General features: G+C 62.3%; 18 protein-coding genes and 1 pseudogene. 11 read left to right on the top strand and 8 right to left on the bottom strand.

Features of this window, described 5'->3' with window-relative positions; genetic code table 11:
- Positions 1-8: 8 nt before the first annotated feature.
- The 4 genes from HX866_RS16100 to HX866_RS16085 all read left to right on the top strand — a co-directional run bounded on the left by HX866_RS16100 (position 9) and on the right by HX866_RS16085 (position 3,310).
- Entirely contained in the window at positions 9-686 is a 678-nt protein-coding gene (locus HX866_RS16100; protein WP_177092695.1) for a class I SAM-dependent methyltransferase, read from the top strand.
- Positions 687-827: 141 nt separating this feature from the next.
- Positions 828-1,961: a ribonuclease D gene (gene rnd, locus HX866_RS16095; protein ID WP_177092694.1), complete on the top strand. Its 1,134-nt coding sequence runs from the start codon at positions 828-830 to the stop codon at positions 1,959-1,961.
- Complete coding sequence (locus tag HX866_RS16090) at positions 1,958-2,251, top strand: YcgL domain-containing protein (RefSeq protein ID WP_177092693.1); 294 nt, start codon at positions 1,958-1,960, stop codon at positions 2,249-2,251. Before rnd ends, HX866_RS16090 begins: the two co-directional genes overlap by 4 nt.
- A gap of 126 nt (positions 2,252-2,377) precedes the next feature.
- The gene (locus tag HX866_RS16085) at positions 2,378-3,310 is read left to right on the top strand and encodes a D-2-hydroxyacid dehydrogenase (protein ID WP_177140091.1); all 933 of its coding nucleotides are present in this window, start codon (positions 2,378-2,380) and stop codon (positions 3,308-3,310) included.
- A gap of 131 nt (positions 3,311-3,441) precedes the next feature.
- On the opposite strand, the gene HX866_RS16080 is transcribed toward HX866_RS16085, so the two are convergent.
- Positions 3,442-4,035: a nitroreductase family protein gene (locus HX866_RS16080; RefSeq protein WP_177092691.1), complete on the bottom strand. Its 594-nt coding sequence runs from the start codon at positions 4,033-4,035 to the stop codon at positions 3,442-3,444.
- Between the two features lie 154 nt (positions 4,036-4,189).
- Here HX866_RS16080 and HX866_RS16075 point away from each other — a divergent pair, with 154 nt between their 5' ends.
- Complete coding sequence (locus HX866_RS16075) at positions 4,190-4,639, top strand: YcgN family cysteine cluster protein (protein WP_177092690.1); 450 nt, start codon at positions 4,190-4,192, stop codon at positions 4,637-4,639.
- Between the two features lie 2 nt (positions 4,640-4,641).
- Here HX866_RS16075 and HX866_RS16070 read toward each other — a convergent pair whose 3' ends face one another.
- Together HX866_RS16070 and HX866_RS16065 are read right to left on the bottom strand one after the other, a co-directional pair.
- Complete coding sequence (locus HX866_RS16070; RefSeq protein ID WP_007926908.1) at positions 4,642-5,109, bottom strand: RNA methyltransferase; 468 nt, start codon at positions 5,107-5,109, stop codon at positions 4,642-4,644.
- 48 nt (positions 5,110-5,157) lie between these two features.
- Positions 5,158-5,865, bottom strand: a complete 708-nt coding sequence (locus tag HX866_RS16065) for a glutathione S-transferase family protein (protein ID WP_177092689.1) — start codon at positions 5,863-5,865, stop codon at positions 5,158-5,160.
- Between the two features lie 125 nt (positions 5,866-5,990).
- Between HX866_RS16065 and HX866_RS16060 the strand changes: the two genes are divergently transcribed.
- Both HX866_RS16060 and HX866_RS16055 read left to right on the top strand, forming a co-directional pair.
- Positions 5,991-6,572: a TetR/AcrR family transcriptional regulator gene (locus HX866_RS16060; RefSeq protein ID WP_177100043.1), complete on the top strand. Its 582-nt coding sequence runs from the start codon at positions 5,991-5,993 to the stop codon at positions 6,570-6,572.
- Positions 6,573-6,595: 23 nt separating this feature from the next.
- The gene (locus tag HX866_RS16055; protein WP_177092687.1) at positions 6,596-7,297 is read left to right on the top strand and encodes a glutathione binding-like protein; all 702 of its coding nucleotides are present in this window, start codon (positions 6,596-6,598) and stop codon (positions 7,295-7,297) included.
- A 63-nt stretch (positions 7,298-7,360) separates the two neighbouring features.
- On the opposite strand, the gene HX866_RS16050 is transcribed toward HX866_RS16055, so the two are convergent.
- Positions 7,361-8,263, bottom strand: a complete 903-nt coding sequence (locus tag HX866_RS16050) for an HD-GYP domain-containing protein (protein WP_177092686.1) — start codon at positions 8,261-8,263, stop codon at positions 7,361-7,363.
- Positions 8,264-8,398: 135 nt separating this feature from the next.
- Here HX866_RS16050 and HX866_RS34810 point away from each other — a divergent pair.
- Both HX866_RS34810 and HX866_RS34805 read left to right on the top strand, forming a co-directional pair.
- Positions 8,399-9,547, top strand: a pseudogene (locus HX866_RS34810) (methyl-accepting chemotaxis protein); the annotation flags it as partial.
- Positions 9,521-10,402, top strand: coding sequence for a methyl-accepting chemotaxis protein (locus HX866_RS34805; RefSeq protein WP_371319262.1), 882 nt, complete (start codon positions 9,521-9,523; stop codon positions 10,400-10,402). The pseudogene HX866_RS34810 and the gene HX866_RS34805, both read left to right, overlap by 27 nt.
- A 15-nt stretch (positions 10,403-10,417) precedes the next feature.
- On the opposite strand, the gene HX866_RS16040 is transcribed toward HX866_RS34805, so the two are convergent.
- Together HX866_RS16040 and HX866_RS16035 are read right to left on the bottom strand one after the other, a co-directional pair.
- Positions 10,418-10,792, bottom strand: coding sequence for a YajD family HNH nuclease (locus HX866_RS16040; protein WP_017124556.1), 375 nt, complete (start codon positions 10,790-10,792; stop codon positions 10,418-10,420).
- A 50-nt stretch (positions 10,793-10,842) separates the two neighbouring features.
- Positions 10,843-11,529 (bottom strand): spermidine synthase, encoded by a 687-nt coding sequence (locus HX866_RS16035; protein ID WP_121137731.1) that lies wholly within the window; start codon positions 11,527-11,529, stop codon positions 10,843-10,845.
- Between the two features lie 82 nt (positions 11,530-11,611).
- Here HX866_RS16035 and HX866_RS16030 point away from each other — a divergent pair, with 82 nt between their 5' ends.
- Positions 11,612-11,893 carry a hypothetical protein gene (locus HX866_RS16030; RefSeq protein WP_177092684.1) on the top strand — a complete coding sequence of 94 codons (282 nt, stop codon included), beginning with the start codon at positions 11,612-11,614 and terminating at the stop codon, positions 11,891-11,893.
- On the opposite strand, the gene HX866_RS16025 is transcribed toward HX866_RS16030, so the two are convergent.
- Positions 11,890-12,363 (bottom strand): cyclic nucleotide-binding domain-containing protein, encoded by a 474-nt coding sequence (locus HX866_RS16025; RefSeq protein ID WP_177092683.1) that lies wholly within the window; start codon positions 12,361-12,363, stop codon positions 11,890-11,892. The genes HX866_RS16030 and HX866_RS16025 overlap by 4 nt on opposite strands.
- 91 nt (positions 12,364-12,454) lie before the next feature.
- The gene (locus tag HX866_RS16020) at positions 12,455-14,506 is read right to left on the bottom strand and encodes a S9 family peptidase (protein WP_177140089.1); all 2,052 of its coding nucleotides are present in this window, start codon (positions 14,504-14,506) and stop codon (positions 12,455-12,457) included.
- An 89-nt stretch (positions 14,507-14,595) separates the two neighbouring features.
- On the opposite strand from HX866_RS16020, the gene HX866_RS16015 reads away from it, so the two are divergent.
- A complete protein-coding gene (locus HX866_RS16015) occupies positions 14,596-15,096 on the top strand; it encodes an MFS transporter (RefSeq protein WP_218177281.1) in 501 nt (166 codons plus the stop codon).
- The last annotated feature ends 25 nt before the right edge of the window (positions 15,097-15,121 follow it).

The following is a 15,121-nucleotide window of genomic DNA, read 5'->3' as shown; positions in this document are numbered from 1 at the left end:
CGTGAGTCATGTCTGCGCAATCGCCTTCAACCGTAGAGCTTGAATTTGCCCGCCAGTACGCGCGCGAGCATATCCAGGCTTGCCTGGCGCAGCGCCCAGACAACCTGGCCCGGCGCCTGGTGCTGGCCCGTGAAAAACAATGGCTGCGCCAAGCGCTGAAGCTGGCCGGCGAGCCCGGCCTGGTCCTCGATCTGCCCTGTGGCGTCGGGCGTTTCTGGCCGGTGCTGGCCGAGCGTGGCAATCGGGTGATCCTCGCGGCCGATCCTTCTCAAGAGATGCTCGACCACTGCGCGGTTCATCATGCTGAGGCGGTGCTGGGTCGCGTCAGGAGCTTTCAGAGTTCGGTGTTTGCCATCGGCTTGCCGGAGAATGCGGTGGACTGCATTTTCTGTATGCAGTTGTTCCAGCATGTCGACGACAGTCAGCACCGGCTGGCGATGCTGCGTGAATTCCATCGGGTCAGCCGCGACACCGTGATTCTCTCGTTGTGGATGGATTGCAAGGTCATGGCCTGGCATCAACGGCGCCAGGCTCTTGCGTCCGGGCAGCATTCGCAGCGGGTCCTGTTGAGCAAGGCGCAGGTCGAAGGGGAGTTCCGCGAGGCCGGTTTCGACATCATCGGCCACCGCGATTTTTTTCCGGGTTATGCCATGCGTCGTCTCTACGTGCTGCGCAAGAACGGTTGATCCGGTGCAGAACATGTCAACTTGCTGAGTCGGACTATTCTTGTCGTTCAGTAGGCTCTTTCGCTTACGCACCTGCAGAGTGAATGCTCGCAAACCTCGGTGGCGAGATATACTGCGTGCCATTCTTCAAGGGAGAGCCGTGTGGCCATCGATATTCACTGGATTCGCGACAACGATAGCCTCGGTCGGCATTGCGCCCAATGGCAACAACTACCCTTTGTTGCCCTCGACACCGAATTCATGCGGGTCGACACCTTTTATCCGATTGCCGGCCTGATCCAGATCGGTGATGGCGAACGCGCCTACCTGATCGATCCCCTGACCATCGATCAGTGGCAGCCTCTAGCTGCGTTGCTCGAAGACCCGGCCGTGGTCAAGGTCGTGCACGCTTGCAGCGAAGACCTCGAAGTCCTGTTACGGCTGACCGGCGGCCTGCCGGTGCCGCTGTTCGACACCCAGCTCGCGGCCGCCTATCTGAACCTGGGTTTCTCCATGGGTTATTCGCGCCTGGTGCAGGAAGTCCTCGGTATCGAACTGCCCAAGGGCGAGACCCGTTCGGACTGGTTGCAGCGTCCGCTGTCTGAAACCCAGGTCAGCTACGCCGCCGAAGACGCCGTGCACCTGGCCGAGGTCTACACCCGCCTGCGCCCGAAGCTGTCGGACGACAAGTACGCCTGGGTCCTGGAAGACGGCGCGGAACTGGTGGCCAACCTGCGTCGCGAGGTCGACCCCTACGAGGTCTATCGCGAAGCGAAGCTGGCCTGGAAGTTATCCCGTGCGCAATTGGTTGTGCTGCGTGAGCTGTGTGCCTGGCGTGAACGTGAAGCCCGGGCCCGCGATCTGCCGCGTAACCGGATAGTGCGTGAGCACTCCTTGTGGCCATTGGCCAAGAGCCAGCCGGACAACCTGGTGGCACTGGCGCGCATCGAGGACATGCACCCGCGTACCGTGCGCCAGGACGGCGAGTTCCTGCTGGCGCTGATCAAACAGGCCGGCAGTGCGCCGATGGACCAATGGCCGCCGGCGGTGGCCGAGCCGTTGCCGATCGAAGCCTCGGGGCTGGTCAAGCGCCTGCGGGCCCTCGGCCAGGCTGAAGCCGAACGCCTGGACGTTGCGCCGGAGTTGATGTTGCGCAAGAAAACCCTGGAAGCGCTGATCAAGAGCGGCTTCCCCGCTGGACCTTATCAATTGCCCGATTCGCTGCGTGGCTGGCGCCGCGAGTTGATGGGCCAGGCGCTGCTCGACAGCCTGGCCACTGCCGGAGAACAGCCTTGAAACGTATTTGCTCCATCTACAGAAGCCCACGCCGCAACGAAATGTACCTCTACGTGCTCAAGAGCGATGCTCTGGAGCGCGTTCCGGAGAATCTGCTGCTGGCCTTCGGTAAACCGCACCATGCCTTTGACCTGGTCCTGAGCCCCGAGCGCACCTTGTCGCGCGAAGATATCCACCAGGTGTTGGAGAACCTCGACAAGCAGGGTTATCACCTGCAGATGCCACCGGCCGAAGACGAGTACATCGAACATCTGCCCGAAGAGCTGTTGCGGCGCAATGATCCGATGTGACGGCTCTCTCTGAGTGCTCGGTCCGCAGCGCTCGATTCAAATGGACTGTATTTTCTGGCAGTGGCCGATGACGATGGAGCGAACTCCGTCGGCGGCTGCCTGCACTGTTTTTGAAAGGTTTGAACCATGCGCGTTCTGATTGCCGAACACGACCACGCCCTCTACACCCGCCTGTTGCAGCAGATGGCCCCGGAACTTGAAGTCATGACCAGTGGCGATTCGGCCACGCTGTCGACCCTGGCGGTCGACTGCCCGGTCTGGCTGGGGCAGCCGGATCTGATGGCGACCCTGCTGCGTCAGGGGCACACTCCCCAGTGGCTGCAATCGACCTGGGCGGGCATCACGCCGCTGCTGGCCGAGAGCTTGCCACGCAGCTACCGCCTGACTCGTGCGGTGGGCATTTTTGGCCAGGTGATGGCCGAATATGTGCTGACCTACATGCTGGGACATGAGCGCGAAGTCCTCGCCCGCCTGGTCAGCCAGGTCGAGCGCAAGTGGGACAATCGCATGAGTCAGAGCCTGGCGGGGCGCAAGGTGCTGATTGTTGGGGCCGGCGATATCGGCCAGAGCGTTGCGCAGTTTCTGCAACCCTTCGGTGTCGAGTTGTACGGCATTGCCAGCAGCGCGCGCGAGCAAGCGCCGTTTATCGAGGTGGCGGCGCTCAACGCCCTGGGTGAGTGGGTTGGCAAAGTGGACTACGTGATCAACCTGTTGCCCAACACACCCAATACCCATGACCTGTACGATGCGGCGCTGTTCAAGCGCTTCAAGCCGACCGGCTTGTTTATCAACGTCGGGCGCGGCGTCGCGGTGGTCGATGCGGATCTGGTGGAGGCCTTGAAGGAGGGGCATCTGGCGGGGGCGGTGATCGATGTCTGCCGGCAGGAGCCTTTGCCACAGCGTCATCCGTTCTGGACGGCCTGGGGGCTGTTGTTGACCGGCCACAGTTCGGCGCCGACGTCGCCGGCGATGATGGTGCGCTTGTTTGTGGAGAACCTGCGGGCCTATCAGGCCGGGGAAGCGCTGCGCGGGGAAGTGGATTTCGAGCGCGGCTATTGATGGGTGGTAGATGACCTGTAGGAGCCGGCTTGCTGGCGATGAACGATAACGCGGTGCACCAGGAGCACCGCGTTACCCGCATCGCCAGCAAGCCGGCTCCTACAGGCGTGCAATCCCACAGACGCGTGTGGTTACAGGCTGAAATCACCCTCAGCCACCAGCGCGCTCAGCGGCTGGCGTGGGCTTGGGGTTTCACGGGCCTGCAGGTAATCCGGCAGGCTCGCCTTGTCGCCCAGCTTGCCGATGGCCACGGCCGCATGCAGTGCATAACCTTCTGGAATTTTCAGCTCGCTGCGGGTCAGTTCCTGGTCGAAGCCGGCCATGCCGTGGCTGTGCCAGCCGCTGTTGCTGGCTTGCAGCGCCAGGTGGCCCCAGGCTGAACCGGTGTCGAAGGTGTGCCACAAGGCCGGGGTTTCTTCGCTGGAGCCGGGGGCTGTGAAGGTGGTTTTCGAAATCACGATCACCAGGGCCGAGGCGTGCTGCGCCCAACCACGGTTGAATTCGTTCAACAGGCCGAGGAAGCGCTCCCAGTTCGGTGTGTCGCGACGGGCGTAGAGAAAGCGCCAAGGTTGCGAGTTATAGGCCGAAGGCGCCCAGCGGGCGGCTTCGAAAAAGCTCAGCAGGGTTTGCTCCGGGATGCTCTCGCCAGTAAAGGCGCGCGGCGACCAGCGCTGGGTGAACTGGGGATCGATCGGGTGATCGGCGACGCGTGGGTTGGTGCTCATGGCGCAGTCCTGACTGGGGAAATTAGCGAGAAAGCTACTGCTCCGCAGGCAGCCTGACAAGTCTTGTTCAACCGACAGTCGCCGGCGCTTGGCCGCAACGGCTTGGCGCACTAGACTGGCGGCCTTTTCACTCCCCGATGCAGATGTCTGAACCATGGCCGCGAAAGTCGAACCCTTCTGGATACGCAAGACCCTTGAGCACCTCGATCAGGAGGAGTGGGAGTCGCTGTGCGACGGTTGCGGCCTGTGCTGTCTGCAAAAGCTCGAGGACGAAGACGACAACAGCGTCTATTACACCCGCATTGCCTGCAAGCTCCTGGACCTGAAAACCTGCCAGTGCACCGACTACGCCAAGCGTCGCGACTCGGTGCCCGATTGCATCCAGCTCACACCGGGCAAGGCTGACCAGTTCAAGTGGTTGCCACCGACCTGCGGTTATCGCCTGGTGAGTGAGGGCAAGGACCTGCCGCTTTGGCACCATCTGGTTTGCGGTGACCGCGACGCGGTGCACCACGAGCGGATTTCCCAGTCCGGGCGCATGCTCGCCGAAGGCAGCGTGCCCGAGGATGACTGGGAAGATCATCTGATTTTCCGCGCTGGCTGAATCTAGAACTTCGGACCGGACCTTGTGTTGTTGCCCTTGGCCAGGCGGTCGTAAAGCACCACGTTGACCGTCGCCGCGAGGTTCATGCAGCCGGTGGTCGGGATATACACCACGTCCTCGCACCAGTCGCGGATGTCCTTGTCCAGCGAGCCGTCTTCCGGGCCGAAGATATACAGCGCCCGGTCCGGATGGGTGTATTCGGGCAACGAACGCGCGCCCTCCACCAGTTCGACGGCCACCGGCACGCAGCCCAGTGGCAGGATTTTCTTCAGGTCGTCGATACCGATCAGCGGAATGTCCTGGTGGACTTTCTTGGTATCGGTCACGAAGTCCCGCGCCCGCTCGTAGCGCTTGCCGGTGTAGAACACCGAAGCCACGCCGTAACAGCCAGCCGCACGCATCACCGAACCGACGTTCTCCGGTGACTTGGGGTTATACAAACCAATGCAGCTGTACCTTTTGTTTGCCACGAGCCGGGTGCCTTTGAGGAAAAAGACCCGATTATACCGGCATCTCCATCAAACCGTGGTGTCGGGATAGTTCGAGGGGAACAGTGCGCGACGGGTTTGCTCGTCGTTGACCTGCTTGAAGGCATGGCTCTTGCCGACCTGACGGGCCCGGGCCACGGCCGGCCGGGCGTCGATACGCTGGAACCAGGCCGACAAGTGGGGATAGGCGGCCAACGGTGATTCTTCGCCTTTCAGCACGCGGGACGCCCGGTCGATCCAGCCCCAGGCCGAGATATCGGCAATCGAATAGCTGTCCCCGACGATATAGCTGCGCGCCGCCAGATGCCGGTCCAGTACCCGGTAGTGCCGCTCGGCTTCACGGCGATAGCGGTTGATGGCGTAGGGAAGGCTTTCCGGGGCCGAGTGCTGGAAGTGCACCGCCTGCCCGGAAAATGGTCCCAGGCCGCTGGCGATAAACATCATCCACGACAGCAGCTCACCCCGATCGCCGGGCTCCCCGCCGAGCAAGCCGGTCTTTTCACTCAAGTACAGCAGGATCGCGTTCGAGTCGAACACCCGGACTTCTCGGCCGTTCGGCCCTTCGGTATCAAGGATCGCCGGAACCTTGCCATTGGGGTTGATCGCCAGGAACTCCGGGCTGTGTTGTTCGCCCTTGCTGGTGTCGACCGGAACCAGCTCATAGGGCAATGCCGCCTCTTCAAGAAACAGGGCGACTTTGGCCGGATTGGGTGTCGGATGGAAAAAGAAGCGGATCATGTCAAAAGGTCCTGGCTGATGTTTTTGATCGAGTGTTATAAAATAGGCCAAGCCTTGGTGTGTGGCAATCGTCGTTTGTATCAACGAATATCGCCGCCACTTCAATTTGAATGCATGTGTGAGTTATGGCGCGACCAAGAGAATTTGATGAGGCCGTGGCAGTGGAGGCAGCGATCCGCTGCTTCTGGTCCCGTGGCTACGCGGCCACTTCCGTGCGGGACCTGGCGTTGGCCATGGGGATCACCGGGGCCAGCCTGTACAACGCCTTCGGTGACAAGCGCGCACTTTTCGGCCTGGCCCTCGATCATTACATCAAGCGCGGCTTCTGCGAGCGTTCCGCCCGTCTGGAACAGCAGTTGCCGCCCCGCGAAGCCATCCTGACGTTCTTCAACGAAATCATCGAACTGTCGCTGGGCGACCCTGAGCACAAGGGCTGTTTTATCGTCAACGCGGCCCTTGAGGTGGCGCCCCACGATCCGGAGTTCAAGGCGCTGTTGGCAACCGTTCAGGAGGGTATGGAAAGCTTTTTCCTGCGCTGTATCAGCGCCGGCCAGGTCCAGGGCAGTATCACCACGGCGCAGCCGGCGGATGATCTGGCGCGCCTGTGCCTGGGAGTGTTGATGGGGCTGCGGGTGCTGGCCCGCTCAAGGCCTGAACGGGAATTGCTGGAAGGGCTGGTGCGACCGGTCTTCGTGTTATTGAAATAGTCTGTCTTGATGAGGGAAATCGGATGATTGAGCTCTACTACTGGGCTACGCCAAACGGCCACAAGATCACAATGTTCCTGGAGGAGGCCGGTCTTGAGTACCGTATCCATCCTGTGGATATCGGTGCTGGCGACCAGTTCAAACCGGAGTTCCTGGCGTTTTCGCCCAACAACCGGATGCCGGCGATCATCGACACCGCGCCCGCCGATGGTGGCGAGCCGATCACTGTGTTCGAGTCGGGTGCGATCTTGCTGTATCTGGCGGAAAAGACCGGGCAGTTCCTGCCGGCCGATGTTCGCGGCCGCAAGACCGTGACCGAGTGGCTGTTCTGGCAAATGGGCGGGTTGGGGCCGATGGCCGGGCAGAACCACCATTTCGGGCTGTATGCGCCAGAAAAACTGCCCTACGCCATCAACCGTTATGTCAACGAAACCAATCGCCTCTACGGTGTGCTCGATCGCCGCTTGCAAGGGCGTGAATTTATTGCAGGCCAGCACTATTCGATCGCCGACATGGCCTGTTATCCCTGGGTGGTGCCGTGGCAGCGCCAGCAGCAGAACATTGAGGACTTCCCCGACCTGAGCCGCTGGCTTCGCGCCATCGAGCAACGCCCGGCAACGGCGCGCGCCTACGCCCAGGGCGAGCCGTATTCGCGACGTGCGACGAGTACCGAAGAGGGCAAGAAAATCCTCTTTGGCCAGACGTCCAAGGGACCGCAGGCCTGAAGACGGGCCGCTGGAACGATGACGATGCAAGCTTCGCCATCGTTCCAACGGACAGGACGGTATCTACAGGGCCTCGGCGAACTGGTGTTTTGCCAGGCGCTCGATCAACTCGACGTCGGCCTCGGGGCTGAGATCCTTCGCGTTGCCGGTGGCGCCGGTGGCCTGCAGTTCCAATGGGCTGCCTGGCGTTTTCTGTTGCAATAGATAATCGGCACCGCAATTACCGCAGAACACATGGTCGCCCGCGCGGTGAGCACGTTTCAGGATCACCGTCGGTCCACACATGCCGCAGTGGCGCAGGGGGATGCCTTGGTCGGTATGGCCGATGATCGGGCTCAACACACCCGACTCTCCCAGTTGGATAAACAACTCGCCAAAGTGTGCATCGAACTGGGTCCCGAGGTTCTTGCCGATGATCTGCAACGCCTGCGCCTGGGGCATGCCCGCGCGATAGGGGCGGGTGCTGGTCATGGCGTCAAAGGCGTCGCAGATACCGACGATGCTCGCCAGGTGCGGGATCTCGCCGGCCTTGAGCCCCAGGGGATAACCCCGGCCATCCGGCATCTCGTGGTGCAGGCGCACGGCGTCCTCCACCAGCGCGGCCAGGGGGTGGGCATGCAGCAGCCGAAAACCGATGTCGGGATGGGTCTTGATCACCGCGTACTCTTCGTCGCTCAAGGGCCCGGCCTTGCGCAGCACCGCGTCGGGAATGCCGACCTTGCCCAGGTCATGGACAAAACCGCCCAGGGCGATCCGCGCCACTTCTTCGGCGGCGAAACCGGCTTTCTGTGCCAGCAGTTCGCAGAACTGCGCCACTCGCCACAGGTGCCCGCCGGTATAGGGATCGCGCGCCTCCACGACCCAGGCCATCACCAGCAGGCTCGACAGCAATTCCTGCTCTGGGCGTGAAACCTGCGCCGGTTGGCGGGAACCCAGCAGGGTTTGAATCAATTGGTTCAGCTTCATCGACGGCGTTCTCGTGACGGGAACAAAGGGGAAATCGTAAGTGATGGCACTTCGCCCAGTTGAGACGCGACGGGGCTTTAAATTACAGCCGCTGGAAAAAATCTTGATCTTGTGTTTTGGATCGTTCGATTTAGAATGCCAGCGATATCAAAGTGCCTCAAGGCGTTTTGCGTATCGCCCCGGCCGGCTGGCGGCCTCACAGGAGAGTTCTTTATGGTCGCCGACTGGTTGATAGGTGCTTCGGTACGTCGCAAGTTGACCCTGGGGTTTGGCATCGTGTTGCTGCTCACGGCGCTGCTGACTGGAATTGCCTTGTACAGCATAGGGCAACTGACGATGCGCAGCGAAGCGCTGGTGGACAGTGTCTCGCTGGACACCCAGATCGCTGCCGTGCGCTTGCAGGAAAACGAGTTCGACCGCACTGGACAGAGCACGGCGGTCGACGCCTATGCCGGGCAGATGCAGGCGTTGTATGCCGGTGTCGACAAACTGCAGATGAGCCTGGAAGCCGACGCGCAGGCGACCCTCACACGCATCCGTGAGGTGGCCCGGGCTTATCAGCAGAGTTTTTCCGAGTTCGTCGCGGCCCGACGCCAGGCCCATGCCGCAGAAGTTGCCATGGTGCCGGTGATGGAGAATATCGCCGAACAACTGACACGTTTGCGTACCCAGCTCTTCCAGCAGATGCGCAGCGATCCGGCTGTCACCATCGATCAAGCCCAGGCGGTGGTCGAGTTGCAATGGCTGATGGCGCAGCTGCGCGATCAGGTGCGTCTGTATATTGCCGACCCCCAGCCTGAAGCGCAGGTGCACGTTTCGCAGATAGCCGACCAGATTCGTCGGCAGGGCAACGACCTGTATGGGCAATTGCCGGGTGACGCCTTGCAGACACCACTGCTGAGTGCGTTGCAGGCGGCGGTGACCTATCAGGATCGGGTCGTGGATTTTCGCGACAGCGTGCTCAAGAGCCAGCAGGCCAAGCAGGCGATGCTGAGCCAGGCCGGGGACTTGCAGCACCTGAGTGCGGCGGTCTACCAACTGCAACTGCAAGGGCGTGCTCACGATGTGCGGATGGCCCGTGGTGAGTTGCTGGCGGCGGGGTTCCTGGCGCTGTTGCTGGGCTTGCTGTCGGCCTGGGTCATGACCCGGCAGATCGTCCCGCCGCTCAAGCGGACCCTGGCCCTGGCCCGGCAGATCGCCGCGGGCGACCTGACCGGTAACCTGGAAAGCCACCGACGTGACGAGTTGGGGCAGATGATGGCGGCGATGCGTGAAATGGCCGGGCATCTGCGTCAGTTGATCGGCAGCATCGGCGCTGGCACCCGTCAGTTGACCCAGGCTGCGGAGGGTTTGTCGACGGTCACCGCCCACAGCAGCGCCGGCGTTTCGCAGCAGCGTCAGCAGACCGAAGAGGTTGCCAGCGCCATGGGCGAGATGGTCGACAGCGCCCAGCATGTCGCGCGCAATGCCCAGCAGGCCTCGGAGGCGGCCCAGGCGGCCGAGCGGCGCAGTGTCGAAGGCAATCGGGTGGTGACCCAGGCGATTGAGCATTTTGAAGCCCTGGTTCTCAACGTCGATCGTTCGGCCCTGGCGATGGAGCGCCTGCGTGAAGACGGTGAACGTATCGGCGGGGTTTTCGGGGTGATCCGCGAGGTGGCGGAGCAGACCAATCTACTGGCCCTCAATGCCGCCATCGAAGCGGCGCGGGCCGGTGAAGCGGGACGAGGGTTTGCGGTGGTGGCCGATGAGGTCCGGGCGTTGGCCCAGCGTACCCAGCGCTCCACCGAGGAAATCGAAGGGCTGATCAAGGCCCTCCATGGCGGCACCGAGGAGGCTACGAAGATCATGCGCCAGAGCCAGGACATGAGCCTGTCCAGTGTGGCCCTGGCCCGTGAAGCCGGCGGCGTGCTCAGTGAGATTCGCCAGTCGGCGTCGCTGATCCAGTCGATGAACTCACAGATCGCCACGGCTGCCGATCAGCAAACCCGCGCCTGCGAACAGATCAGCGGCAACCTGGTTCGGGTCCGTGATATTGCCGACGAGTCGGCGCAGTCGAGTGCACGGACGGCGTCGGCAAGTCTTGAGCTATCGCGCCTGGGCGGCGATCTGAACGTGCTGGTCCAGCGATTCACCGTATAAGCCGGTGCTGCCGGCTTACTCGTCTTTTTTCATCAACCCGGCCAGCGCCGCGAACGGGTTGTGGGTGGCCTTGGCGATCTTCGGGCTGCTCAGCGAGCTGTCGCCGAAGTACTGCTGGTCGGTGTAGCGCGAGTGCTCGTTGTCATGGCAGAACAGGCACAGCAGTTCCCAGTTGGAACCGTCCTGCGGGTTGTTGTCATGGTTGTGGTCGCGGTGATGCACGGTGAGCTCGCTCAGGCGCTTGCCGGAAAATTCACGGGCACAGCGACCGCAGACGTGCGGGTACATTTTCAGCGCCTTGTCACGATAGCCCATCTCTTTATCGCGTTTCGCATCGGCCAGGATACGGTCCAGCTTGGCGGTATGGGAGGGAGGGTTGGCCGAACTCATGGGTTCACCTTGTCGAATAGGTTAATGACGGTTATGCGGCAAAGTTTAGCTCAGTTCTTGAGCTTCTCGGCGATCCAGATGGTGTGACGCGTGCCCTTGTTACCGTGGGCATAGACCTGGACTTCCTCGGCCTTGAAGCCGGCCTTGCGCAGCTTGTCGGAGAAATGGCTGTCGGCACTGGCCGACCACACCGCCAGTACGCCCTTGGGCCGCAGCGCCTTGGCACAGGCGCTCAGGCCGCCTGCCGAGTAGAGCCAGCTGTTGGCTTTCTGGGTCAGGCCTTCGGGGCCGTTGTCGACATCGAGCATGATCGCATCGAAGCCATTGGGTTCGGCCTGCAGGACCTTGGCCACGTCTTCCAGGCGGATCAGCGTGCGCGGGTCGTCCAGCGGCCGGCCGGCTTTTTCCCCCAGCGGACCGCGGTTCCACTCGACGACGCCGGGCACCAGTTCGGCCACCACGACTTCGGCGGTCTTGCCCAGGTGCTTGAGGGCCGCTGCCAGGGTGAAGCCCATGCCCAGGCCACCGATCAGCACCCGCGACTGCGGCCGGCCTGCGACCTTACGGCAGGGAATTTCCGCCAGGGCATCTTCGGAACCGTGCATGCGGGTGTTCATCAATTGCCCGCCGTCACCGCCCTGGATCTTGATCACGAAGTCTTCGCCATACTCGAACAGGCACAGGGCACCGCCGTTTTCAGGGATCGGAGTGGTGTCCAGCAGAACGAAACGTTTCATGGAAATCTCATTGGGAGGGGCAAAATAGCCGCGTTGCGAGTAGCCTGATGGCAGACAGAGAAGTCTGGCAACGGAGCCATTGATGAAACGCGCTATTGTAGCGGTCATTGCATTGACCGCGCTCACCATTACCACGGTACGGGCCGAGGATCTCTCGCCGGTACCGGTCACGCCGAAAACGGGAGCGCCGAGTACGGCCACCCCGACGCCGTCCCCGCAGATCACCCCGCGCACGCCGCCCAAGGCCGGTGAGCCGCTGCCCAGTATCGAATTGCCACAGCCGCCCAAGGACCAGACCCTGCCGGGGCCGGAGCAGAATGACAAGGCGGACAAGAACGATAAGGTGAAGGAGACCTCCAGCTAGATCTGTTGCGAGAGCAGTTGGCCGTCCGCCATGCGCAGTCGTTTGGACAGCGCAATGGCGATGGCGCGAATGATCTTGGCGGCGATCTTCGGTGCGTCGTTGAGCATCTTTTCCAGGGAGTCCTTGCCCAGGTTCAGCAGTTGGCAATCGCTGGCGGCCACGCAACTGGCCGAGCGCCGCTCGCCATCGAGCACCGCCATCTCGCCGAAGGCCCGGCCGGCGCGCAAGGTGGCGATCACCACCGGTTGACCCTCGGCGTTGCTCTTCTGCACGTTCACGCTGCCGTAGTGAATGATGCACATGAAGGTCCCGGCATCCCCTTCGTTGAAAATGGCTGCGCCCTTGGCGACGCTGCTGATGCTGAAATAGCCGGCAGCGGCGAGGCAATCCGCCGGCAGCAAGCTGGCGAACAAACCGCTGTCCATCAGCATGTCGCGGATTTCGTTATTCAGTAAGGTCGTTTCTGACATGGCTCACGGTCTTTTCTTGTTGCCTATTATTCTGTGCGGGCATTGAAACCCGGCGGCCCAGAGTTATGACAAGGACGCCGGGCAGAGTTCCTCAGATCAGGCCGAGAACCTTGAACACGAAGGCATATTCGAGGGCTACGTCACGTAATCCCTGATAACGACCACTCATGCCACCATGGCCGGCGTCCAGTTCGGTCTTGAGCAAGAGTAGATGCTCGTCGGTTTTCGTGGCGCGCAGTTTTGCCACCCATTTGGCCGCTTCCCAGTACTGCACGCGACTGTCGTTGTAGCCGGCGATCACCAGCGCCGCCGGGTAGGCCTGGGCGCGGACGTTTTCATAAGGTGCGTAGGCCTTGATCCGCGCATGGACCTCGGGCTCCTCGGGATTGCCCCATTCGTCGTATTCGGTGACGGTCAGCGGCAGGTCCGGGTCGAGCATGGTGTTCAGCACATCGACGAACGGCACTTCGGCGATCGCCACCTGGAACAGTTCCGGGCGCTGGTTGAGCACCGCACCGATCAACAGGCCGCCGGCACTGCCGCCGCTGATCGCCAGTTGCTTCGAGGTAGTCAGGCCCTCGGCGATCAGGTGCTCGGCGCAGGCGATAAAGTCGTCGAAGGTGTTTTGCTTGTGGGCCTGCTTGCCGGCGCGATACCAGGCTTCGCCCAGTTCGCCGCCGCCCCGCACATGGGCGATGGCGAAGGCCATGCCGCGTTCGAGCAGGCTCAGGCGGGCGTGGGAGAACCACGGGTCGAGGCTTTCGCCGTAGGCGCCATAACCATAGAGATAGAGCGGCGTGACCTGGCCTTGCAGTTCACGCTTGACCACCAGGCTGATGGGCACCTGTGTGCCGTCCGTGGCCTTGGCCCAGAGGCGCTGACTGACGTAGGCATCGGGGTCGAAGTCGCCCAATACCGGGGTTTGCTTGAGTACGCTTTGTTCGCCGCTGGCCAGGGTCAGTTGGCGGATCTGGGCCGGACGATTGAGTGCTTCGTAGCGCAGGCGGATGGTCTGGCTGGTGAATTCCAGGCTGTCCTGCACGTAGAGGCTGTAGGCGGCATCCGGCAGTTGCACGCGATAGCTCGGCAGGCCCTGGGGCCGCACTTCGATGATCGGCAAGCCGCCTTCACGCAGGCTCAGGCACAGGGCCGAGGTATTCAGGGTCAGGCCTTCGAGCATCACCTGGTCGTCGTGGGGCACCAGCAACTGCCAGTCGCCCCGCGTCGGCACGCCATGGTCCGGGGCGTGAAACAGGGCGAAGTTGATGCCGTCCTGGTTGCTGCGGATAAACCAGCTCCACTGCGCCTGGTAGTGGCCGTGATCGACGAAGTATTCGTGGCCTTCGACCCGTGGCGCCAGGCAGGTAAAGGCCTGGGTCGGTGTATCGGCGTCCAGGGCCCAGGCTTCGCTGGTGGTCTTGCTGTTGAGCAACACCACCAGTTGCCGTTCGGAACTGCTGCGGTAGCAGTTCAGGAAGAAACGCCCGTCGGCTTCGTGCAGGACTTCCTCGGCGCTGCTGTCGCCGAGGCGATGGCGGTAGAGCTTGTGGGGGCGATGAGTCTCGTCCAGTTCGGCGAAAAACAGTGTCTGGCTGTCATTGGCCCAGGTCATGCTGCCGTCGCAGTCCTCGAACGGCAGTTCGCTGACCGCGTCGCTGGCCAGCTCCTTGACGTACAGGCGATAGACCTCTTCGCCAGTGGTGTCGAGGCTGTAGGCCAGGCGCTGGTGATCCGGGCTGATGCTGAAGGCCCCGAGGGAGAAGAAACCGCCTTCGGCCAGCCGGTTGGGGTCGAGCAGCAGGATTTCGGCGCTTTCATCCACCGTCAGGCTGTCGTCGGCCGGGCGCGGGCAGCGGTAGTGCCGCGCATATTCGTCGCCGGCGGTGGTGCGGGTGTAGTACAGGAACGGTCCCCAGGGCGAGGGCAGGGACAGGTCGGTTTCGAGAATCCGCGCCTTGATTTCCTCGAACAGGGTTTCGCGCAGTGCGCCTTGATCGGCCAGTTGGGCTTCTTGGTAGCTGTTTTCGGCCTTTAGGTAGTCGAGCACGGCATCGCTGTCGCGTTCCTGCAACCAGGCGTAAGGGTCCGCGCCCGCGTCGCGGCGGGCAATCGGGGCGCTGTTGACGGTGCTATCGAGGGACATGGGCAACTCTCTGTGGACGGATCGCTGACGGCGGTGCAGCCGGACCTGCGAAAAGCCGTTATCATAAGCATCTATTTGCCAGCCTTGCCATGGACACCATGACCGAGAACGACTATCTGATTGCCTGGGGCTGCTACGCCTTCGCCGCCCTGGGCTGCTTGTTGGTGTGGTTTCGCCTGACCCGCTGGATCTGGCGCTGGTTGCGCGAACCGCTGCGCGTGGTGATGGCGGTGCTGTTGTTCAGCCCGACCATTATCGATCCGGTGAAGGAAAAGTTCGCCCCGGCGGTGGCCATTACGGCCCTGGACCTGATGTTCAAGGTCGGCAACAACGCCTGGCGCGCGGTTTCCGATCTGTTCATGTACCTGATGATCGCCCTGGGCGTCTATCTGGTCTTCGCCCTGATCCGCTGGCCCATCGAGCGCTCCATCAAGGCCCGTCGCCCGCCTCCCGTTGCGGCCGGCACGACGCCTGCGGCCGAGTCCGAGGAGGACGATCAACCGTTCGCCGCGGCCGATCGCAACGAGCGTTATGGCCGTCAGCCGCCAACCGGTGGCAATGGGCGTTCGCGGGTCGAACCGCGTCTGTAACGGCGTCACGGCATTGAAGCGAGAG

The organism is Pseudomonas gingeri (assembly GCF_013386165.1).
GTDB lineage: Bacteria > Pseudomonadota > Gammaproteobacteria > Pseudomonadales > Pseudomonadaceae > Aquipseudomonas > Aquipseudomonas gingeri_C.
This window is presented reverse-complemented; position numbering and strand designations above follow the sequence as displayed.

What these genes read in the sequence shown, in the direction of transcription:
- HX866_RS16100 (WP_177092695.1), top strand. Translation starts at nt 9, where the DNA reads ATGTCTGCGCAATCGCCTTCAACCGTAGAGCTTGAATTTGCCCGCCAG.
- HX866_RS16085 (WP_177140091.1), top strand. Translation starts at nt 2,378, where the DNA reads ATGCGCGTTCTGATTGCCGAACACGACCACGCCCTCTACACCCGCCTG.
- HX866_RS16080 (WP_177092691.1), bottom strand. Translation starts at nt 4,035, where the DNA reads ATGAGCACCAACCCACGCGTCGCCGATCACCCGATCGATCCCCAGTTC.
- HX866_RS16075 (WP_177092690.1), top strand. Translation starts at nt 4,190, where the DNA reads ATGGCCGCGAAAGTCGAACCCTTCTGGATACGCAAGACCCTTGAGCAC.
- HX866_RS16065 (WP_177092689.1), bottom strand. Translation starts at nt 5,865, where the DNA reads ATGATCCGCTTCTTTTTCCATCCGACACCCAATCCGGCCAAAGTCGCC.
- HX866_RS16060 (WP_177100043.1), top strand. Translation starts at nt 5,991, where the DNA reads ATGGCGCGACCAAGAGAATTTGATGAGGCCGTGGCAGTGGAGGCAGCG.
- HX866_RS16055 (WP_177092687.1), top strand. Translation starts at nt 6,596, where the DNA reads ATGATTGAGCTCTACTACTGGGCTACGCCAAACGGCCACAAGATCACA.
- HX866_RS16050 (WP_177092686.1), bottom strand. Translation starts at nt 8,263, where the DNA reads ATGAAGCTGAACCAATTGATTCAAACCCTGCTGGGTTCCCGCCAACCG.
- HX866_RS34805 (WP_371319262.1), top strand. Translation starts at nt 9,521, where the DNA reads ATGGCGGCGATGCGTGAAATGGCCGGGCATCTGCGTCAGTTGATCGGC.
- HX866_RS16040 (WP_017124556.1), bottom strand. Translation starts at nt 10,792, where the DNA reads ATGAGTTCGGCCAACCCTCCCTCCCATACCGCCAAGCTGGACCGTATC.
- HX866_RS16035 (WP_121137731.1), bottom strand. Translation starts at nt 11,529, where the DNA reads ATGAAACGTTTCGTTCTGCTGGACACCACTCCGATCCCTGAAAACGGC.
- HX866_RS16030 (WP_177092684.1), top strand. Translation starts at nt 11,612, where the DNA reads ATGAAACGCGCTATTGTAGCGGTCATTGCATTGACCGCGCTCACCATT.
- HX866_RS16025 (WP_177092683.1), bottom strand. Translation starts at nt 12,363, where the DNA reads ATGTCAGAAACGACCTTACTGAATAACGAAATCCGCGACATGCTGATG.
- HX866_RS16020 (WP_177140089.1), bottom strand. Translation starts at nt 14,506, where the DNA reads ATGTCCCTCGATAGCACCGTCAACAGCGCCCCGATTGCCCGCCGCGAC.
- HX866_RS16015 (WP_218177281.1), top strand. Translation starts at nt 14,596, where the DNA reads ATGGACACCATGACCGAGAACGACTATCTGATTGCCTGGGGCTGCTAC.